The sequence below is a fragment of the Maribacter litoralis genome, assembly GCF_003075045.1.
GTDB classification, from domain to species: domain Bacteria; phylum Bacteroidota; class Bacteroidia; order Flavobacteriales; family Flavobacteriaceae; genus Maribacter; species Maribacter litoralis.
The window spans coordinates 18876-40155 of record NZ_QCZD01000003.1 but is presented as its reverse complement, the minus strand read 5'-3'; the positions used below and the strand labels follow the sequence as shown (position 1 = coordinate 40155).

22 protein-coding genes are annotated in these 21280 nt (G+C 35.8%); 11 read left to right on the top strand and 11 right to left on the bottom strand.

The window, feature by feature from the left end:
• The first annotated feature begins 51 nt into the window (after positions 1-51).
• Genes DCS95_RS11690 through DCS95_RS11680 form a run of 3 tightly spaced genes read left to right on the top strand, consistent with a single transcriptional unit; the run spans position 52 to position 2497 of the window.
• On the top strand, positions 52-906 hold the full coding sequence (locus DCS95_RS11690) for a tetratricopeptide repeat protein (protein WP_116770985.1): 855 nt from the start codon (positions 52-54) through the stop codon (positions 904-906).
• A gap of 23 nt (positions 907-929) precedes the next feature.
• Positions 930-1874 (top strand): GSCFA domain-containing protein, encoded by a 945-nt coding sequence (locus tag DCS95_RS11685; RefSeq protein WP_341865189.1) that lies wholly within the window; start codon positions 930-932, stop codon positions 1872-1874.
• A complete protein-coding gene (locus tag DCS95_RS11680; protein WP_116770983.1) occupies positions 1871-2497 on the top strand; it encodes a DUF4230 domain-containing protein in 627 nt (208 codons plus the stop codon). The genes DCS95_RS11685 and DCS95_RS11680 overlap by 4 nt, the downstream gene beginning before the upstream one ends.
• Here DCS95_RS11680 and DCS95_RS11675 read toward each other — a convergent pair.
• Positions 2475-4238 carry an aromatic amino acid hydroxylase gene (locus DCS95_RS11675; protein WP_116770982.1) on the bottom strand — a complete coding sequence of 588 codons (1764 nt, stop codon included), beginning with the start codon at positions 4236-4238 and terminating at the stop codon, positions 2475-2477. The two genes, DCS95_RS11680 and DCS95_RS11675, sit on opposite strands and share 23 nt — an antisense overlap.
• Positions 4239-4395: 157 nt before the next feature.
• Here DCS95_RS11675 and DCS95_RS11670 point away from each other — a divergent pair, with 157 nt between their 5' ends.
• Positions 4396-4863 (top strand): Lrp/AsnC family transcriptional regulator, encoded by a 468-nt coding sequence (locus DCS95_RS11670; protein ID WP_116770981.1) that lies wholly within the window; start codon positions 4396-4398, stop codon positions 4861-4863.
• 63 nt (positions 4864-4926) lie between these two features.
• Here DCS95_RS11670 and DCS95_RS11665 read toward each other — a convergent pair whose 3' ends face one another.
• Both DCS95_RS11665 and DCS95_RS20255 read right to left on the bottom strand, forming a co-directional pair.
• Positions 4927-5496, bottom strand: a complete 570-nt coding sequence (locus DCS95_RS11665) for a DUF4136 domain-containing protein (protein WP_116770980.1) — start codon at positions 5494-5496, stop codon at positions 4927-4929.
• A 76-nt stretch (positions 5497-5572) separates the two neighbouring features.
• Complete coding sequence (locus tag DCS95_RS20255) at positions 5573-5731, bottom strand: C1orf53 family protein (RefSeq protein ID WP_164674180.1); 159 nt, start codon at positions 5729-5731, stop codon at positions 5573-5575.
• A gap of 197 nt (positions 5732-5928) precedes the next feature.
• Here DCS95_RS20255 and DCS95_RS11660 point away from each other — a divergent pair, with 197 nt between their 5' ends.
• From DCS95_RS11660 to hemL, 4 genes are read left to right on the top strand one after another with little or no spacing between them, the layout of a single operon-like run.
• Positions 5929-6258 carry a hypothetical protein gene (locus tag DCS95_RS11660; protein WP_116770979.1) on the top strand — a complete coding sequence of 110 codons (330 nt, stop codon included), beginning with the start codon at positions 5929-5931 and terminating at the stop codon, positions 6256-6258.
• 12 nt (positions 6259-6270) lie between these two features.
• The gene (locus tag DCS95_RS11655; RefSeq protein WP_116770978.1) at positions 6271-7176 is read left to right on the top strand and encodes a 1-aminocyclopropane-1-carboxylate deaminase/D-cysteine desulfhydrase; all 906 of its coding nucleotides are present in this window, start codon (positions 6271-6273) and stop codon (positions 7174-7176) included.
• Positions 7173-7997, top strand: a complete 825-nt coding sequence (locus DCS95_RS11650; RefSeq protein ID WP_116770977.1) for a glucosaminidase domain-containing protein — start codon at positions 7173-7175, stop codon at positions 7995-7997. Before DCS95_RS11655 ends, DCS95_RS11650 begins: the two co-directional genes overlap by 4 nt.
• 18 nt (positions 7998-8015) lie before the next feature.
• Positions 8016-9296 (top strand): glutamate-1-semialdehyde 2,1-aminomutase, encoded by a 1281-nt coding sequence (hemL, locus tag DCS95_RS11645; RefSeq protein WP_116770976.1) that lies wholly within the window; start codon positions 8016-8018, stop codon positions 9294-9296.
• A 90-nt stretch (positions 9297-9386) separates the two neighbouring features.
• Here hemL and DCS95_RS11640 read toward each other — a convergent pair whose 3' ends face one another.
• The 7 genes from DCS95_RS11640 to DCS95_RS11605 form a co-directional block, all read right to left on the bottom strand.
• Positions 9387-9842, bottom strand: a complete 456-nt coding sequence (locus DCS95_RS11640; RefSeq protein WP_116770975.1) for a hypothetical protein — start codon at positions 9840-9842, stop codon at positions 9387-9389.
• A gap of 524 nt (positions 9843-10366) precedes the next feature.
• Positions 10367-12856, bottom strand: a complete 2490-nt coding sequence (locus DCS95_RS11630) for a zinc-dependent metalloprotease (protein ID WP_116770973.1) — start codon at positions 12854-12856, stop codon at positions 10367-10369.
• A gap of 196 nt (positions 12857-13052) precedes the next feature.
• Positions 13053-14483, bottom strand: coding sequence for an SLC13 family permease (locus tag DCS95_RS11625; protein WP_116770972.1), 1431 nt, complete (start codon positions 14481-14483; stop codon positions 13053-13055).
• 55 nt (positions 14484-14538) lie between these two features.
• Positions 14539-16230, bottom strand: coding sequence for a lysine--tRNA ligase (lysS, locus tag DCS95_RS11620; protein ID WP_116770971.1), 1692 nt, complete (start codon positions 16228-16230; stop codon positions 14539-14541).
• A 267-nt stretch (positions 16231-16497) separates the two neighbouring features.
• Positions 16498-16995: a GDSL-type esterase/lipase family protein gene (locus tag DCS95_RS11615; RefSeq protein ID WP_244178448.1), complete on the bottom strand. Its 498-nt coding sequence runs from the start codon at positions 16993-16995 to the stop codon at positions 16498-16500.
• An 86-nt stretch (positions 16996-17081) separates the two neighbouring features.
• Complete coding sequence (locus DCS95_RS11610; protein WP_116770970.1) at positions 17082-17645, bottom strand: TlpA family protein disulfide reductase; 564 nt, start codon at positions 17643-17645, stop codon at positions 17082-17084.
• 104 nt (positions 17646-17749) lie between these two features.
• Positions 17750-18802 carry a helix-turn-helix domain-containing protein gene (locus DCS95_RS11605; RefSeq protein WP_116770969.1) on the bottom strand — a complete coding sequence of 351 codons (1053 nt, stop codon included), beginning with the start codon at positions 18800-18802 and terminating at the stop codon, positions 17750-17752.
• A gap of 96 nt (positions 18803-18898) precedes the next feature.
• On the opposite strand from DCS95_RS11605, the gene DCS95_RS11600 reads away from it, so the two are divergent.
• From DCS95_RS11600 to lipB, 3 genes are read left to right on the top strand one after another with little or no spacing between them, the layout of a single operon-like run.
• Positions 18899-19054: a YqaE/Pmp3 family membrane protein gene (locus DCS95_RS11600; protein ID WP_074669928.1), complete on the top strand. Its 156-nt coding sequence runs from the start codon at positions 18899-18901 to the stop codon at positions 19052-19054.
• A gap of 11 nt (positions 19055-19065) precedes the next feature.
• Entirely contained in the window at positions 19066-19803 is a 738-nt protein-coding gene (locus tag DCS95_RS11595; RefSeq protein WP_164674179.1) for a hypothetical protein, read from the top strand.
• A 26-nt stretch (positions 19804-19829) separates the two neighbouring features.
• The gene (gene lipB, locus DCS95_RS11590; protein WP_116770968.1) at positions 19830-20543 is read left to right on the top strand and encodes a lipoyl(octanoyl) transferase LipB; all 714 of its coding nucleotides are present in this window, start codon (positions 19830-19832) and stop codon (positions 20541-20543) included.
• Positions 20544-20572: 29 nt separating this feature from the next.
• Here lipB and DCS95_RS11585 read toward each other — a convergent pair whose 3' ends face one another.
• Complete coding sequence (locus tag DCS95_RS11585) at positions 20573-21262, bottom strand: TapB family protein (protein WP_116770967.1); 690 nt, start codon at positions 21260-21262, stop codon at positions 20573-20575.
• Between the last annotated feature and the right edge of the window lie 18 nt (positions 21263-21280).

Sequence of the window (21280 nt, the reverse complement as noted above, 5' to 3'; positions counted from 1 at the left end):
TGGCTGAAATTCGATTGTAATTCGATTGAGGCTATGTAATATGATAGTTTTATGAGAAAGTATATTTTTTTATTATTCATTATTTTTTCCTGCAATATTGCAACTAAAGATCAGAATGATTTAAATAATAGTGCTGAGGATACAAAAGAAAAGCTCTTAACGGAAATTGATTCAACGCATCTAAGAGAGTATATAGAGAAATCTTTTCAGAACCCTATACATTCTTTGGAGTATCAACAATATTTGGATTCTGCACTTAGAATTGTGCCAGAGAGTGCTTGGCTATGGCAACAAAAGGCAATGCCTTTGTACAAAGCTAGAAAGTACCAATTAGGTAGACCTTTTTTAGAAAAGGCTGTTGAGCACGCTCCGGAAAAATATTTAGATTACAGCGCATTTATGAAATGTATTTTTTCTAAAGATTATCTAAAATCCATATCTGAATTTATGAGAGCTAAAAAAGAGTTTGGTGATGGTTATGTTATGGACCATACCTATAACTTTTATATTGGTTTAAATTACTTACAAATGAATAAATTCTCTAAAGCTAAAGAATTTTTGTTGTTGAGTAAAGAACAGCAGTTTAAAGATTTTCCTAAGGATTCTCCTCAAGAAGCTTGTCACTACTTAGATTGGTATTATCTAGGAATAGCAGATTTTGAATTAGGTAATTATAATGAAGCAATAGCATCATTTGACTTGTCTTTAAAGGTGTATGAAAATTTTGCAGATGCACTTTATTTTAAAGGTAGAAGCATGACAAAGTTGGGAAATGAAAAAGGTGCGGAATGGGAGAAAAAAGCTTTTGAAAATGGTGATAATACCATTAACGAAGATAATGTCATTTATGAGATTTACCCATATCAAGTTTTTCATAAGTTAAACAAGAGTGTACGACCAAAATGAATCTCTTAACCAAAATACCATTATTGAAATCTAAAAATCCAATTGACTATTCAAGTCAGTTATTGATTTTGGGTTCCTGTTTTTCTGAGAATATTGGGGCAAAATTAGAATACTATAAATTTCAAGGGTTACAGAATCCGTTTGGGATACTGTTTCATCCCTTGGCAATTGAAAAACTGATTAAAAAGTCTGTTCATCAAGAGGTGTTTACTGAAAAAGATGTGTTTAATGAGAATGAGCAATGGCATTGTTTTGATGCGCATTCTGGTTTAAGTAACCCATCCAAAGAACAACTGGTCGTAGATTTAAATACGGCATTAGATCAAACTGCTGAGCAATTAAAAGTGGCAAGTCATGTATTAATTACTTTAGGCACGGCTTGGGTGTATCGTAATAAAGATAGCGGTGAAATTGTAGCAAATTGCCATAAGGTACCTCAAACCAATTTTACAAAAGAGTTATTGAGTGTTGATGATGTGAGAGAGAGTTTAAAGCGAATTATTGCCATAATACAATCTGTAAATTCAACAGCCCATGTCATTTTTACGGTTTCTCCTGTTAGGCATTTAAAAGACGGCTTTGTAGAAAATCAAAGAAGTAAATCGCATCTTATTTCGGCAATTCATCAGATTATAGAAACTTCAAATTTTTCACCTCTTGCTTCGTATTTTGAAAGCTATGAAATTATGATGGATGAGCTTAGGGATTACCGCTTTTATGCCAAGGATATGATCCACCCAAACGAAACGGCAATCGCTTATATTTGGGAAAAGTTTGTTGAGGTGTGGATCAACGATAGTATTACCGATGACATGAAAAAAGTTGATGAGGTTCAACGCGGTTTGCAACATAGACCATTTAATCCAGAAAGTGAAGCACATCAAAAATTTTTAACATCGTTAAGTAAAAAGATTGCGTATATACGGAAAGCATATCCTTTTATAGACTTCGAAATTTCAAAAGCATGAAAAAATTTATAGCTGGCGTTCTAATTACTTTAGCGGTTGTCTTGATTATACGTTCCTGTAATGATGGAAAAGAGGATCAATCTATTCTTGAGGAAAATTCCATGCTTATTCAGCAAGAAATTACCAATGTATCCAAGCTAATAGTTACAGAGGGTCATTTTGCCGAGGTATATAATTATAAAGACTCGAAAGAACTTTTTGGTCCGTTATTACGAGCAGAGAAAAAAGCGTTAGTAGTAGTAAATGCAGATGTAACGGTAGCTTATGATTTAAGTAAGATTGAATTTGAAGTGGATCAAGCGACCAAAACAGTGAAAATTAATAGCATACCGGAAGCGGAAATTAACCTAAATCCGGATTTTGAATACTACGACGTTACTGCAGATTACCTGAACCAGTTTGATGCTGCCGATTATAACAAGATCAAGAAAACCGTAAAAGCTTCTTTAATGAAAAAAGTAGAAGCGTCTGCACTGCGTACGAATGCAGAAAACAGGCTGATCAGCGAATTGCAGAAATTCTATATTCTTACCAATTCTATGGGTTGGCGACTAACGTACCAAGAACAGACTATTGAATCTTTAGAGGGTTTGCAAGCGATCAAACCAGCGATTTTACCGTAGCTAATTCTAGTCCGTCATCAATTAATTGTCCTAAATTAGGTTGGTCAAGTTTAATGTTTTCCAGGTGTTCTTCAATACTTTTGATTAATTTATTTTCATTGCTTTTTACGGCAAGCTCGTAAATTTCAATGGGCAATAACCAGTCCGTAGGGTACTTTTCCTGTATTTCTTGAAATACTTTTGTTCTTGAAATAATGGTGTTTTTTTCCTCTCTAAAATCCCTTATCATTTTGTAATAGGATTCTAATTCGCTCAGGTCTTCTGTACCTTCATTTGTGGTATTGGTACTTAATGAATGGTCTAAGAGGTCAAAACTCTTTAAATCTGCCGGGCCGTGATAGGCAGAAACAATTTCTTCCCCAATCGCCATATTGTACAACTCGTTATTAGATTCAAAAAGAATGGTTCCCTTGTGGGTTACTTTGCAATTTTCGAAAGTGATCAGAATGATACGACCTTGAAGGTTACGTGTGCCGGTAACTATTTTTCCGGTAACATTGATTCCGCCGGTAAAATCTAAAGAAACAATTTCTCCCTCATATATTTTATAGGCTTTAAGATCGCGCGGACTCATATCTTCTATGGGAATATTGATGCCTTTAAGTCTACCGATAGGGGATCCAAAACCAGCTCCATGTTGATTTGCATCTTGGCCAACCAATTCTTTTTCTCTGTAGGCAAGCGCAGATTTTCCTTTGGTCTGAAAGTAAATGGGTTTTCCGTTGTGTTCTATAAGCGACTCAAAATTACCGGAAATCTGTAACCCCGTACTAAGCTCAATAGTTCCCAATTCCTTTGAGTTGATGAGTTTTTGCAATCCAGAGAGTCCCCCAGTACGTAATGCCATGGTATTGGCAAAATCCTCCAACACCTGACTCAAAAAAGCGAAATCTGGCGTTACAAATAGTTGAGGTTGTGGTTTGGTAATATCAAAAGATGTTCTTGCCGCTTCAATAGAGTAAGGTAGTTTTTTAACATTATCAGTCATGCACCATTGGCTTTCTCCGATAGAAGAAAGTAGTCCCGCTCCATAAATCTTAGGGTCTTCTAAAGTACCTATAAGTCCGTATTCAACCGTCCACCAATGTAGGTTTCTTATGAGTGCCATTTCGCTGGGTTTACCCATGTTTTCTTGTAAGTGCTCAATATGCTTTTCAGCCTTTTCAATTTCTATAAGCGATGTGCCTTTGGCTTCTTTTATGATGGATAAATGACGAACAGCTTCGTACAGCTCAAAATCTTTTGCACTGGAAATGGCTTTACATCCAATTTCTCCAAAACGTCTTAAGTATGCAGCATATTCTGGGTTGGCAATAATAGGAGCGTGACCGGCACCTTCATGAATAATATCTGGTGCGGGGGTATAGGCAATGTTTTCTAACTGTCGAATATCTGAAGCGATGACCAGTACATTGTAGGCTTGAAATTCCATAAACGCAGCGGGTGGGATAAAGCCATCTACGGCAACCGCAGCCCAACCCAAATTCTTAAGAATACGGTTCATACCATACATGTTGGGTATGTTGTCTATGGAGATTCCGGTTTTGCGTAATCCTTCTGTATATGATTTGTGCGCAACCCTGCTAAGGTAATCTACATTTTTTCGCATAACATAACGCCATACGGCTTGGTTAATGGGCGTGTAGTCCTTATAATTTTGGGGCTTAATATACTGCCTTAAATGCTTAGGAAGTTTATCTAAAATAGGATTGCTTTCATACGTAGTATTGCCCTGCTTCATAATCGTTAAAGCTTAAATTAATTCTATTAAATATATAATTTATAGATCAATTATTTGTTAATAATATTTAATTTGGTGAAAATCACTTTTTAAATGTATTAATAAAGGAAATAATACTTTTTAAGGATGAATTGAATTGTGTATTAAGGAAAAAGTTATGATGGAAAAATTAGATTATATAGATAGGGAGATTTTAAAGATTTTGCAGAAGGATGCTAAAACAGGTGCTAAATCAATAGCGGAACAGTTAGGACTAACAAAAACACCGGTTTATGAACGGGTAAGACGGCTTGAGCAAGATGGGTTTATACAAAACTATGTAGCTATCTTGAATAAGGATAAAATTGAGGATAGCATTACCGTTTTTAGTTTTGTGTCTTTGGAAGCACAAAAAGGCGCCATGATGGATGATTTCTTTGAGCAGGTAAAAACATATCCAGAGGTTGTAGAGTGCTTTGTGGTAGGTGGGGAGTTCGATTTTCTGCTTAAAGTAGTCGTTAAGAATTTAGATGCCTATTATGATTTTGCTAAATTTAAGATAGCTTCATTACCTAGTATTGGTGGCGTAAAAAGTGCATTTGTGCTAAATGAAGTGAAAAACAGTACATATTTTCCATTGTTATAAGGGTTATGATACAAAAACGGACTTATAGAAACTATAAGTCCGTTTTTTAATATCAATAATGTTTTATTTCATTGCCACAGCGTTAGGTGGATATTGTTCTAGTATCTGAGAAACAAATTCTTTGATGCGTTCTTCTTTTTTAGCAATATTACTGGTATTTGATAAGGTTCCTACGCCTTTACCTTGCCAAACCAGCTCATTGGTTTTGTTGTCAATCAAATCAATATATAAAGAGCCTTGTGTGCTAGCGCTTACACTAGTGCCTCCCCAGCCAAAACCAGGTCCCCAGGCCCAAGGGTTATATCCCCAGCCCCAAGCTCCGCCCCAGCCGTAATTGTTATTGTAAACATCAACGCGTTCTTGTTCTTTGGTGAAAATACTTACCAATAGATCGGGGTTTTCAGATTTTACAAATCCTCTAGTGCTCATTTCGGTTTCTATGGCACGTAGAATACGCTTTTTATCTAAATCGGAAATCTGCGCTTTATCTATACCTGTTTTATAAAATGCATATGATTTGTAGCCGTTAAAATCAGCTTTTTGGTCGTAATCGGACAGAACGCTTACCGATGAGCAAGATGTAATAAAAACTAAAAGTAGCAAGGGTAAGCCAAGTAATTTGATGTTTTTCATAACGTTATATCTTTATAAGTACTTATTTTTTCTATTGAAAATATTAACAAATATCATGCCGAGCTATGTTAAAAACTTATTGTGTGTTGGTTTTCGCGTCATAACCATATGGGCAATGCCTACAGCCACTTTCACAACAATAACCTCTCTTTAGGTGGTATTGCTGGGTGAAAACTCTATATCCCTTCTCAGACCAGTAAAAATCTCCCTCCTCGATCGGAATTATTTTTTTCATGCTCTTTGTTCCTGTTTTGGAATATAAAGTTACTTCTTTCTGTTGATAACGTTGCTCTTGATATTGCTGAAGTTAGTGTTAAAAGTGCTTAAGCCAAGGTTGAACCTTTAATCGGTTTTGTTGGCAATAAAAACTAGTATTCTTTAGTTGAACTATTTTTGGCTTTATCTTTGTATTTCTATTGTCAAAGTATTTCTATGATTCTGGTATTTAGACATTTCTTCTATAAAAATTATGTGGGTCTTTCACTATGGCCGTTCATATTTCTAAAAAATGGAAGTTTAAAAAATGACGATGTACTTATAAATCACGAGAAAATTCATTTGCGTCAGCAGCAAGAATTATTGATTCTTCCTTTTTACGTTCTTTATCTAACAGAATGGGCAATTAGAACCATTTGTTATTTGGATACTTATAAAGCATATCAAAACCTAAGCTTTGAGAGAGAGGCATATATGCATGAAAATGATATGGATTATTTGTCTAATAGAAGAACGTTTAGCTTTATTAAATATCTTTGGCGCTAAAATTCGCCCTTTTTGCAAAGCATAAATCAATTTGTTGAACTACGGTTATTCGCAGAAAAAAATATTACAGTAGTAATAAAGCGCGAAGATTTACTTCATCCGTTTATATCAGGTAATAAATTTAGAAAACTCAAGTACAATATTTTTGCAGCCCAAGCACAGGGTAAAAGCACTATTTTGACCTTTGGTGGAGCATATTCCAATCATATTGCGGCAACCGCTTATGCTGCTAAAGAAAATGGATTGAAAGCTATAGGGGTAATACGTGGTGAAGAACTGCAGAATTCATGGCAGAAGAATACTACATTACAAAAAGCCCATGAAGATGGTATGCGGTTTAAATTCATTAGCAGGGAAGCGTACCGGCAAAAAGAAGAAGAGATTTTCATTGAACGGTTAAAAAATGAGTTTGGAGAATTCTATTTGGTTCCAGAGGGGGGGACAAACAGTTTGGCGATTAAAGGCTGTGAAGAGATTATTACCCAAAATGACGAACAATTTAATATTATCTGTTGCAGTGTAGGTACTGGTGGTACCGTTTCTGGGGTAATTAATGCTTCGGCTCTTCAACAACGCATCATCGGGTTTTCGGCTTTAAAAGGTGATTTCTTAAAAGCTGAGATACAAAAGATGGTAAAGAAAGAGAATTGGGAAGTAAACAATGATTTCCATTTTGGGGGATATGCCAAAGTAACGGAGGAATTGGTACGGTTTATTAATGATTTCAAGCAAAAAACACAAATACCCCTAGATCCTATTTACACCGGAAAAATGATGTTTGGTTTGTATCAAATGATCAAGCTTGATACTTTTGCCCCGGGAACCAAAATTTTGGCAATACATACTGGAGGACTACAAGGTATTACTGGTATGAATAGTATACTGAAAAAGAAAAATTTACCTTTGTTACATATATGAAAAAGATAATTTTATTGGTTTTGTTGGCGGGTGTTGCACTAACCTCTTGTAAATCTAAAAAAAGATATTCGGATCAATTACGAACCAAGAATGTTCAAAATGAACGAAGAAATTCTAATAAAGATATTTCAAAAAACTCCGACAATGCAGAATTACCAGCGGAGCCTTCTAAGTTCATAAGGTTTAAGATAGATTCACCTGCAGAATATATAGAAACATTTGCCGAAACTGCTCAGCTAGAAATGATGGGTTATGGTATTCCTGCCAGCATAACTTTAGCTCAAGGACTCTTGGAAAGTGGTAATGGAAAGGGCGAATTGGCTATGAAGACCAACAACCATTTTGGTATAAAATGCCATAAAGGTTGGGAAGGCGATTATGATTTTCATGATGATGATGAAAAGGGAGAATGCTTTAGAAAATACAATCACCCCATGTATTCATTTAGGGATCACAGCATATTTTTGACCACTAGGTCTAGGTATGCTTTTCTTTTCGAATTAAAACATACAGATTACAAAGGTTGGGCTAGAGGTTTGCGTAAAGCGGGTTATGCCACAGACCCAAGATACCCGCAAAAGTTAATTTATTTAATTGAAAAGTATGACCTGCATAAGTATGACAAACAAATAAAAAAGGCGGGCTATACAGATAATACGGTTGTAGTTACCGGTGCGGATAATATACATACGGTACAAAAAGGAGACACGTTGTACTCTTTATCAAAAAAATATTATTTAAGTGTTGATGAACTCATGCAAATGAATAATTTGCGTAGTTCTGATCTATCTATAGGTCAACCGCTTAAAGTAAAAAAGTAGTAAAAATCAATAGAGCATATGATTTATCAAAGAAGTAGTGCCTTATTTGCTGAGGCAAAGAAATATATACCCGGTGGTGTTAATTCTCCGGTGCGTGCATTTAAAGCTGTTGGCGGTGATCCAATTTTCGTTAAAAAAGCAAAAGGAGCGTATCTATACGATGAAGATGGTAACAAGCTTATAGATTATATAGCATCTTGGGGACCGTTAATTTTAGGACATGCCCATGAGCCGGTAATTAATGCAGTGGTAGAAAAGGCTCAAAATGGAACCTCGTTCGGTATGCCTACAGAGATTGAGACAGAGCTAGCCAAGTTGGCTATTTCTATGGTTCCCAATATGGATAAGATCAGATTTGTTAATAGTGGTACCGAGGCTTGTATGAGTGCTGTTCGTTTGGCTAGAGGGTTTACAGGCAAGGATAAGATTATAAAATTTGCTGGTTGTTACCATGGTCATTCAGATTCGTTCTTGATACAAGCGGGTAGTGGTGCCGTTACCTTTGGTAGTCCAAATAGTCCGGGTGTAACTCAAGGCACAGCAAAAGATACATTATTGGCTGTTTATAATAATCTTGACAGTGTAAAGGCATTGGTAAATGCCAACAAAGGAGAACTGGCAGCCATTATAATAGAACCTATAGCAGGTAATATGGGTTGTATTATACCTTCGGATGAATTTATAAAAGGACTTCGCGATATATGTACCCAAGAAGGAATTTTGTTGATTTTCGATGAGGTGATGACAGGCTTCCGTTTGGCAAAAGGCGGAGCACAAGAAGTATTGAATATTAAGGCGGATATCGTTACCTATGGTAAAGTTATTGGAGGTGGATTACCAGTAGGAGCTTTTGCCGCAAGAACTGAAATAATGGATTTTCTAGCGCCTGATGGTCCCGTGTATCAAGCGGGTACCTTAAGTGGAAATCCGCTGGCAATGAGCGCAGGTTTAGCGATGTTGACAGAGCTGAACAATAATCCCGAAGTGTTTGATAGTTTAGCAAAGAAAACTGAATATCTTCATAAAGGTATTGCTGAGGTTTTGACAGAGAAAAAGGTAACACATCAAATTAATAGATACGGTAGTATGATCTCTGTTCATTTTACTGATGAGCCAGTTGTCGATTTTGCATCATCTGCAAAAGGAAACAACGAAACTTTTAAAAAGTATTTTCACGGCATGCTAGAGAAGGGAATTTACCTGCCTCCAAGTGCATTTGAAAGTTACTTCTTAAACGATGCTTTAAGTTATGAAGACTTAGATGCAACCATCAATGCCCTTAGAGAAATAGAGCTTTAAGGTTAATAAAATGATAAAAAAAAGAGTCCTCTATTGAGGACTCTTTTTGTTTAAACGAAGATATCTTTTATTTAAAATTATATTGAATATTTATTCTTTGGCAGAGCGTTTTTCTTTTCTATTCTCTCTGTTTTTGCCCTTGCCGCGCTTTTTTCTTCTATGGTCCATTTTTTCCCAATTTTCAAATTGCTCATCATTAAGAATAGATTTCATTTGCTCTTTACGTGCAATTTGATGATTTAAACGCTCAATCTCCATCTGGTACTTTTCTTCGGAAGTCAAAAGTTTTTTACTTTCTTCTTTATTTGCCTTTCTTTCTTCCATTTTTGCTTTACGTGCCGTGGCATCTTCCGTTAAGATCGTTTTAATCTTTTTCTGTTGAGACTCGTTCAGATCTAAGGCCAATGTCATTTTTTTTGTCTGAATAGTAGCTACTTGTTCTGGGGTCAAATCTTTCATGTCACGTCTTTTTCCTTTTCTTTGGTGATCTTGTGCCGTTGCAGTTATGCCTGCCATTATTAATATGGCCATTACTAATTTTTTCATGTTTTATTTTTTTATGTATTTGTTACTTTGACATGAATTTTACAGATTGGTTTAAGCGGTAATGAGTATTTAATAGTTTTTTAACGGAAAAGCAAAAGTATTGATAATTAAAAAGCGCGGCTTTTGGGCCGCGCTTTTAAGTAGGTTTTGTTCTGAAATTTTTTTAATTCGTCTGAGTCCTTCCCTCCATTGTTTTGTAAGGGTTAATGACTATATCAGCTTCTTGTTCGTAAGTATTGGTTACGATTTCTTCTTGTGCTGTTTCGTTTGTGCTTTGATAGTATACTACAGAAGCACAGATGAAACAAGCTAGGTAAATAAGACTTTTTATTTTGTTGGTCATGATTTGGGGGTTTTAAATTCTTTACTAATCTAAAAAAGATTAACGCATGAAAAAGCCCATTGTTGTGTAATGGGCTTTTTTTGATGTCTAGAATATTTAATGTGTGGTATATACATTTCATTCATCGATGATATTGGTTTTTCATCGATATGATTGAAATATTAGCGCTACCAGCAGCTAATTATTTAGGGTCTAAAATATCGTTAATACGCTCAGAAACATCGTCGTAATGATATTTTGTCATCATATCTGAAGTTCTATTACGGGCATTTCTAATATCTCGTTTTAAAATGTTCAATTCTGCCCTTGCAATGGTGCGTATATCAGATTGACTAGTGTTGACAACTGTTGATTTTCTGTAGCCACCAAAATCTGAAGCTTTACCTTGATTTTCTGCTGTCAGTAAATATGCTAAGCGGTCAATATGGGCTTTTTGAAGGTTTCTTCTGTAAGTATCAATGGCTTTACCAGATCTGGCTTCAGACCAAATTCCTTTTCTTAATTCGCTCATCATTTGTACCAAAGAATAAGAATTATCTTCGTTTACGGTCTCGTTTTCAATTAAACGTGCCATTTTGCCTAAACTAAGTACATTATTAAGCGTACGAACTTGCATAGAGCGCATTTGCTCTAAGAAGCCCGAATACTCCGTACGTTCCAAAATTTCTTTGTCTAGCATCCACGTAGGAGTTTCAAATAACTGTTCTTGAAGAAAAGTCATGGCTCTTTGTTGACGTTCTTTAGGTACTGCAGTATACACTGCCCCTTCTTGGTCGTAAGTCTTATGGTTTTCATAGACGCCACCAATATTATTGGAAACATGCCCCATATATCTATTGAACTGGGCAAAAACTTGTCCATACAGTTTATCAAGGTCTTCGTAGTTTTTACCGTCTTCAGCGGTCCATTCTATTAATTTGGGTACAATTCTTTTTAAGTTGGCAATACCATATTCACTAGCTTTCATGGCATCGTCTCCCAAATCTTCGGTCTGTGAACTTGGGTCTACTATATCGCCCACTTGTTGGTGTCCAAAACGATAAAGAGGGTCACCGGCATGTTCTAGGATCCATTTATCCAAAATTGCTTTTTCCTCTTCAGCCGTAGTATTTAAAATGGGTTTATAGCCCCATTGAATGGCGTATTTATCATAAACTCCAATATCTGGCATAAGGGCTACACCTTCATCACCAGGTTGAGCTATGTAATTAAAACGCGCATAATCCATGATCGATGGAGCCGTTCCATATTTTTTGGTAAATGTTTTAGAACGTAGGGAGTCTACAGGATATGCAACACTACTACCCATATTATGCGGTAGGCCTAAGGTGTGTCCTACTTCATGAGAAGATACAAAACGAATTAAGCGGCCCATTACTTCATCATCAAAAGAAACGCCTCTAGCCGCAGGATTAATAGCAGCAGTTTGTACAAAGTACCAGTTTCTTAGTAAGGTCATTACATTATGGTACCAGTTAATATCGGACTCTAATATTTCACCACTTCTTGGGTCACTAACATGAGGGCCGTTCGCATTAGGTATTGGTGAGGCTAAATAACGTACTACGGAATAACGTACATCTTCTGGAGACCATTCTGGATCTTCTTCCTCAGTAGGAGGTTCTTTTGCAATAATGGCATTTTTAAAACCGGCAGCTTCAAAAGCGGTTTGCCAATCTTCGATTCCCTGTTTTATGTAAGGCACCCATTTTTTAGGTGTAGCTCGGTCTACATAGTAAACAATTTGCTTTTTAGGTTCGACCAGTTCGCCATTTTTAAATTTCTCAACATCTTCATCTTTCACTTCTAAACGCCATCTATCTAAGAATTTAACGGTTTTACTTTCTTGAGCGTCCAGACCATAATCAACTTGACCCCTTGCAAACCAACCAACTCTTTCGTCAAAATATCTGCGCTTCATAGGTTCTTCGGGAAGAAGTACCATAGAATTATTAATTTCTACAGAAATTGATCCTAGGGTAGAATTGCTTGGCGGATTACTGGCTAAGTATGTTTTTACGTGGCGTACCTCTACATTTAATGGGTAACTTTTAATAGACTCTATGTATCCTCTACCTTCGTCTAACCTAGATACCTTGTATCTTTTTCTGTACCTGTTAGGCATACCAAAGGCTTTGGTATCCTTTGTGAACATATCATTGACTTCAATTACAGTTGCAGGGTTAACTGAATCTTTCTTTATTGCTTTTATATCGAAAGAGAACAGTACCGGCTCAAAATTAGAGTTGACCACAGCCTCATGGACGGGTAATGAGTCTGCCGCTACCACATCATGAGAAACCACGCGAAGCAATACTTTTTTGTCTTTCTTATCCCAGCGTAGTACTTGGGTATTTATTTTTCCGCCACCAAAACCAATGCCCGAAGCAGTTTTAGATATACGGCTTACCATCAACATTTCTTTATTGAAGAGAGAATCTGGAATTTCAAAAAAGTGATTTTCATCGACTACGTGGGTAGTAAAAAGTCCCGTATCACTTAAGGCATCTTTAGTAATGACCTTATTGTAAGGTTGAATTTTGTCTTTTGATGATTTACTGGCTTCTTGCTCAGTATTTTTTTTCTTCTTTTTAAAAATTTGTGCTTCGGCATTTTGATAGCCAAAAACACAAATTAACAGTACTAATTTTACGAGTAAATTTCTTTTCATTTGTGAGTTAGTTAGGTAATCTTCCAAAGATTGAAATAATATCTGGAACAAATAGTTAATAATTTCTTAACCCTATATGTAACAATTGAGAACTATTGGCGTCTTTTAAATAGGAATAAACATTTTTTCATTCTGAATTAGTCGATTATAAAGCCTTTGCTATTCGCAAGGGCTTTATTTTTTGGTAAAATTTACATTAGAATAACAGCGGAAGCACGAATTGAAATAATAATATCAATAAGAGTACGGCTATAAGATTAAGAATAACACCGGCACGTGCCATTTCATGAACTTTTATAAAACCACTGGCAAACACAATGGCATTTGGGGGTGTAGCCATAGGAAGCATAAAGGCACAACTACTGGCAATGGTGATAGGAATTAGTAAATAAGTGATGGGTAGACCCAAACCTATGGCAATACCGGCGACAACTGGGGCTAGTACGGCTACCAGTGCAACATTGCTCATTATTTCTGTCATGAATAGCATTAAAATAATCAATAACGATGCGGTGAACAAAATACTAAGGTTGCTTTGCCCAATAAGTTCTGCTACCAAATCAACAATACCCGATACTGACATGCCATTGGCAAGGGAAAGTCCGCCGCCAAACAATATAAGAATTCCCCAAGCTAGCTTTTGGGTGTCTTTCCATTCTAAAATAAAATCACCCTTTTTTAGATTATAAGGTAATGTGAATAGTGCAATAGCCGCAAACATACTTATGAGCATATCAGAAAGCCCTAAGCTGGGAAATATGGAGTTAATCAAAGTTCTAAATACCCATAGAAAAATAGTAACCTCGAATATTACCAAGACCATTTTTTCTTTGCCAGAAGTAGGACCCAGTTTATGCAATTCATCTTGGATAATGGTTTTAGAAGCTCTGAACTTTAAATTCTGAGTTGGAAAAAACACCTTTACCAATACAACATAGCAAATGGAAATCATAATAAGGGAAAATGGCAATCCTATGACCATCCATTTTAAGAATGAGATTTCAATGTTATATTCGTTTTCCAACAAGCCGATTAAAACGGAGTTTGGTGGGGTTCCAATAACTGTTGCTATACCTCCTGCATTAGCGGAGAAAGCAATGCCCAGCATTACGCTTAGGGCAAAATTACGGTCACGTTTGGTAAAGCCGTCTTCATCTTCGATCAATAAGTTGATGACAGACATGGCTATGGGTAGCATAACTACCGTACTTGCGGTGTTGCTGATCCACATGCTCAGTACCGCGGTTGCAATCATAAAGCCTAGCACCACCTTATTGGCAGTGGTTCCGGTAAGTTTAATAATGTTAAGGGCAATACGTTTGTGTAGGTTTACCTTTTCTAAAGCTAGGGCCATTACAAAACCTCCAAAGAATAAAAATACAATTGGGCTACCGTAGTTAGCGCCAACATCGCCAACGGGCATAATTTTTAAAATTGGAAATAGTAGCAGGGGTAAAAGTGCGGTTACGGAAATGGAAACCGCTTCAGTAACCCACCAAATAACCATCCAAAGTGCAACGGCGATTACTGCATCTGCATTTTCTGAAATGAATACATTAGGTAAAAGAATGATAATAAAAAATACGATAGGACCTATTATTAGACCTATTTTATTACTTAAATTCATGCTGGTTGGTTTTGCCAGCTTCTAAGCTACTATTTTTTATTCTTCCTGTAAATGGCTATTTTAAGATTTCAACAAAAAGAACATCTTCTTCCCTGTAGATTTTGGCTAATTGCTGTTTTATAATGCCTTTAATACCTTTGTCCCAAGCCTTATTACTTAAATCGGATTTCGTTTTAAGTACGGCAAGTTCCATTTTCTTTTCGCCCTTTAAAATATCGAAAATCACCTTTTCGTTATCAGACAATTGTAGCTGTTTTTTCTCTGGTCTCATTTGAGGGAAGAACAATACTTCTTGTATTGAAGCATTGTTGGTCATTAACATAACCAAACGATCAATACCAATGCCAATACCGGAAGTTGGGGGCATACCATATTCTAAAGCTCTAAGAAAATCTTGGTCTATGAACATCGCCTCGTCATCACCTTTTTCAGAAAGTTTCAATTGCTCTTCAAAACGTTCTCTTTGATCAATTGGGTCATTAAGCTCAGAATAGGCATTTGCCAACTCCTTACCATTTACCATAAGTTCAAAACGCTCGGTCAATGCTGGGTTGTCTCTATGTTCTTTGGTCAACGGACTCATTTCTTTCGGGTAGTCCGTTATAAATGTTGGTTGCACGTAATGGTGCTCACATTTTTCACCAAAAATTTCATCGATGAGTTTACCGATACCCATGGTTTCGTCCACTTCCAATCCTAACTTTTTAGCGGTTTCACGAAGCTCATCTTCGGGCATTCCGGCAACATCAACACCTGTATGTATTTTTATGGCTTCAAGAATCGGTACACGTGCATACGGAGCTTTAAATTCAATTTCATGGTCACCAACGGTTATTTTAGTAGTTCCGTTAGCATCCATAGCTATTTTTTCCAGTAATTTTTCGGTAGTATCCATCATCCAGTTGTAGTCTTTATAGGCTACATACAGTTCCATTACCGTAAATTCTGGATTATGGGTACGATCCATACCTTCGTTTCTAAAATCTTTAGAGAATTCATAGACACCATCAAATCCGCCAACAATCAATCTTTTTAAATATAGTTCGTTGGCAATTCTTAAGTATAAAGGAATATTTAGGGCATTATGGTGCGTTAAAAACGGACGAGCAGTTGCACCGCCAGGTATAGGTTGTAAAATAGGAGTCTCAACTTCTAGGTAACCTTTATCGTTATAGAACTCACGAATACTATTGGTGATTTTAGTTCTTTTAATGAAGGTTTCTTTCACCTTTGGGTTAACTACCAAATCAACATAGCGTTGACGGTAACGTAATTCAGGATCATTGAATTCATCGTATACCTTACCTTCCGCATCTTTTTTAGGTAATGGTAAAGGTCTAAGCGATTTGCTCAACATGGTAAATTTCTTTACCATAATGGTTTTTTCACCAACCTGAGTAGTAAAGAGATCCCCTTCAATACCTATGATATCACCAATGTCCAATAATTTTTTATAGACATCGTTGTACAAGGTTTTATCATCTCCTGTACAGATTTCATCTCTGTTAAAATAAACTTGAATACGACCGGTACTATCTTGAAGCTCGGCAAAAGAAGCCTTACCTTGAATACGACGAGACATAAGTCTACCGGCAACAATTACCTGTTTGCCTTCTTCATAGTCAGATTTAATACTTTCTGATGTAGAATTTACAGGATATAAAGCAGCAGGATAAGGATTAATACCCAGCGCTCTTAATTTTTCCAATTTTTCTCTTCTGATAAGCTCTTGCTCCGATAATTGCATGCCGTCGTTTATTTAGCTGGCAAATATAATCGATATGTATTAATCTTTCAATCTTGTAGACACTAAAGGATAGAGTCTTTCAACAAATTTTTCATAAGCTAGGGCAGAAGGGTGTAAACCGTCGCTAGCGACCAGTTCAGGTTCCTCTATTCCTTTTCTGGTGATATCAGTAATATTTAGAAAAGTAATGCCTTTCTCTTTCGCCGTAGATTTGGCAAAATCATTATATCTATCAAGTTCAACAGAAATTCGTTCACTGCCATTGCTTTACCCATAAGGTGTGTAGTAATAATCAGGTATAGACAGCACTACTACTTTGTTGGGGTCATTGCCAGCCAAGCTGATAGCTTTGTTTAAAAGTTCGGTAAATTCAGATTCATATTGTGAAAATGGTCTAGATTGAAATTGGTTGTTAACCCCTATGAGTAGCGTAACTAAATTATAATCGCCAGATTCACGACCACCAATTGATGACACTAGTTGATCGGTTCTCCATCCTGTTTGTGCAATCACCGTTGTATTGACTTTATAGTTTTTGTTTTCTTCAATTTTAGCACTTAGTTGAGCCGGAAAACTACTGCCATTAGTAACACTTTCGCCAACGGTATAACTATCTCCAAGAGCTAAATAAGTTATCGTTTTCAGATTGATAGTGTCTTCTGCTATTTGTTCAGATCTAATTTCTTCGTTCTGGCTACAAGACGGAATTATGGTAAAAAGAAAAACTAGTAATGGAATTATAAAAAACTTGTTGGAATATGTCATAGTTATCTAACGTAATAGAGATATAAATGGTTTTATTTAAACTATAAAATACTCAATTATCCTCAAGTTGTTTGTTATGGAGCTCCTTAATCAAAATGTAATGATGAGGCATAATTAGGAATGTATTCTTGTTGGGAAACAATTTTCAAGATATCATCCTCTAAGGTTCTAATGGGTGTTTCAATTATTCTATTTATTTCTCGTCCGTTTTTGTAAAATATAAAGGAGGGAACTCTTCGAATGTTCAATCCCCATTCTTCGCCCTGTGGGCTTTTTTTATAATTTTCTTTCCGTTTGTCAAGAGCAACTATTTTTAAATGTTCTTTTGGGTAATCTATAGATTCTAGAATTTTTATAAATCTGGGTACTTCACGTTTACTATCGCCACACCATGTTCCCATAAAAATTATAATTCTGAAATCGTTTATCTTGTTTTTAATGCTATTAACTTTCTCCTCATCGGTTTTATAATCATTAAAATTAGCTTGAAACCATGTTTTATAGGTGTTTGATGAAAGTGCATCTACAGTAATTTCTCCAAGTAAAAATGGTTGTTGATTATCGATTTTTACTTCTTGAATGGTTTTTTGAGCGCGGATGTTACTGGTGTAGCTAAAACATAAAGTAATAATTAGAAATGATAATTTCATGATTTTCGGTTTAAGATTAGACCGGAAAATTCTTAAAATTATTAACGAAAGCTTGTTATATGTGGGTGGAAATAGGTACTAGACCCCAGGTGGAATTTTAAAATTTATTGATAGCGCTGCTTTATTTCTTCTCTTGAAGCCACTTCTAATTTCTTGTAAATGTTGTTGATATGGGTTTTTACGGTACTAACACTTATGAACATGGCGGCAGCTACTTCTTTGTTGGTTTTGTTGTCTAGAATTTGTTTTACAATGTTGTTTTCTTGTTCTGTTAATTTAGAAAAAAAATCATTTTGTGCTTTTTTTGCATTGCTTCTATGTCTTATTATGTAATAAACATTTAAGCCTACAGAAAACGCCAATAATAAAGGAAGCAACCACTTCCATAAATTGAATTGAGCTGTGTTTTGTTGGGCAATTTGTTGGTCGATGTTTAGTTCATTGAGGTATAGTTCAGTAAATGGCGCATCTGCATATGTAGCAGATAACCGTTCAGCTAGGTCATTATAATAGTTTGAATTTAAAATATCTTTAAGGTAATAGGAATATGTTTCATTTCTCTTATCTGACAAAAAGCTGAAAATGTATAATTCTGCCAGCGGTTCGTTTGTTTTTTTGGAGTAATCCTGTAACGTGGAAAACCATTTTTTAGAATTTAATCTATTGTTGGCACTACTTCTAAATTCATTAAAGTCGTAAGCCATTTGCTCTTTTAATACATCTATATCTAAAAAGACAGAAGATATAGTATTGGTAGACGTAATTTCGCAAAGTGCTTCGTTATCAAATGAAGTAGGGAAAGTAATGGTATCGGTATTTTTGGCAATAAATAAAATTCTTTTACTGAACTCGCAACTGCCAAAAAAATGAGCAGTATTAGCGTTAGACTCAGAGCAATCATCAATATGTATTCTATAGACCCTATTTTGATTCAATAAGTTGTCTCCACTGAAATTAAAATAGCCCAATGAGTCTGTAGTGGTTTTTTTTAATATCTGTTCCATCGATATTTTATCAAACTTTCTGTAGTCTTCTATGATAGAAAGGTAAATGGTTTTGCCAGGTTGTGGTTCTGCAATTTGACCTTTAAAATTGTATTGTGCTGTACCTATGGTTAAAGAAAATAGCAGACCAATAAATATTAAGTTTCTAGGCATTGGTTGAATAATGAATGTTTTTAAGATCGATTTTTGTAACAAAGTAGTTATACTTGCGACGTATAAGGTACATCAATCAATCAAAATTATAATCAAATGAGTTTAATTCGCGTATTGCTCGCCATATTTTTTCCTCCTTTAGCCGTTTTAGGTAAAGGTTGTGGGTCATTTCTAATTGTTTTACTTTTAACTTTTTGTGGCTGGGTGCCGGGTGTAATAGCTGCACTGGTCATTTTAAACAATCCTAATTAGAAAAATCTTTCATGAAATTTTCAAAAATTTTCACAGCTGTTATAATAACGGTACTTTTTGTTGCCTGTAATTTTACAGAAGAAATTTACTTCAACGAGAACGGTTCAGGTAAAATGAGTATAGCTTTTGATGGCGGTGAAATGCTACAAATGTTGCCAGAAACCGACTCTACTAAATTAGAGGAGGTAATAGATTCTACGCTGGTATTTAAAGATTTATTGATAGAAAAGAAAGATAGTATAGCTAAACTGTCACCAGAACAACAAGCAAAATTAAAAAGGTTAGAGCCTTTTAAGCTGCATATGAAAGTTGATGCAGAAAACGGAATTATGAACTTTGATATGTATACCGATTTTAAGAACGTAAAGGAAGTTAACGATGCTTTTAATTCTTTTCAAAGTGCAAGTGCTATTGGTCCTATTGCCGGAGGTAAGTCTATGCCAGGTGGAGCTACCGAAGAAGCAACACAAGTGAAATATAGTTTTAAGAGGAATAAATTTAAGCGTGAGACTATAATTTTGGATCAAACTTTGTTCGCTAATAGTATAGATAGTTTAGCGGGAGCAGAAATGTTCTTGTCAGGTTCGACCTATACCTTTAAATATCATTTTCCAAGGCGTGTAAAATCGACCAATATAGAAGAAGCTACATTTTCTATGGATGGTAAAACTATGGTACATGAGGTAAATTTCTTGGAAATGATGAAGGATCCAGAATCTATGGTCATTGAGGTAGAGTTAGAAAAATAGCCTATTGCTTTTCGTATCTTTGCAAGATGAACAAGAAGGTGCAAGTACAAGATTTAGGTCTTAGAGATTATAAGGCAACTTGGGATTATCAAGAACAATTGTTTCAAGAGACGCTAGACCTTAAAATACGGAATAGGAGAGAGGGGTTGAATTTAGATACTCCCAATCATTTTCTTTTTGTAGAACATCCACATGTGTATACTTTAGGTAAAAGCGGAGATATTTCCAATCTTTTGGTAGATGAAAAAGTTTTGGCAGCTAAAGGAGCTACTTTTTATAAGATAAATAGGGGAGGGGATATTACCTACCATGGTCCCGGACAAATAGTGGGTTATCCTATTCTTGACTTGGATAATTTCTTTACCGATATTCATAAATACCTTCGTTTTCTGGAGGAAATGGTCATTTTAACTTTAGCAGAGTACGGAATAAAATCTGAACGTTCACCAGGTGAAACCGGTGTTTGGTTAGATGTCGGTACTCCGTTTGCGCGTAAAATATGTGCTATGGGCGTGAGAGCGTCGCGCTGGGTGACAATGCATGGTTTTGCATTGAATGTAAATGCCGATTTAGGATATTTTGATATGATGATCCCTTGTGGAATAAAAGGTAAGGCAGTTACTTCCTTGAATGTGGAATTGGGCAAGAAGGAAGTGGATATGGATGAAGTGAAGCAGAAATTGCTTAAACATTTTGTAATACTGTTTAAAGCTGAAATGAATGAAAAAACCGAGGTGTAAGCCTCGGTTTTTTATGTTTTGACATTAATCTATTTGCTGTGTGCGGTAAGCATGGTACTGCTCATTAGATCACCGTTCTTCTTATATGTTTCTTGTTTTACCATGCCTATACCTTTGGCAAGCCATACTCTAGATGGGTACACTTGGTTTGCCATCATCATTTTGGATCGGTTTTCACTGTAGAGTACAAAGCAATCGTACGTACCGGCAGGGGTAGTAACACTTTCTTTTTTTTCTACATTTCTGTTGGTCATATCTACGGTCATATTCATATTAATGCCGCTCATACTAATTTTCATTGCAACATTGGCGTCATTAAGTTGTTGGCCAACGCTAAGCTCATTGGGTATTTCAATATCATTGCCCGATATTTCAATATCCATATCACCGTATTGCTGCATCATTTCAGACGGTAGTAGAGATTCGTAATCCAAGGTTACCATATTTCCAGAACATGATAAATTATAAGTAGTGCTATAGACGTCTTTTCCTTTCTGGTCTTTCATGTCTATAGCCATTGTTGCATTGGTTGTTCCGGCAGAATTAGTTGCCTCTACAACTTTGTACGTGCTTACGCCTTGAACCTTTCCTTTTTTGTTATAATTGGTGTATTCCATTGAAACACCTTCGTTCATAGGGTAGAAAGTGCTACAATTGTCTTGGGCTATAATAGCGGTAGAACAGATTAAAAAAGTAAATACAAATAATTTAGTTTTCATTTTATTATAGTTAAGGTT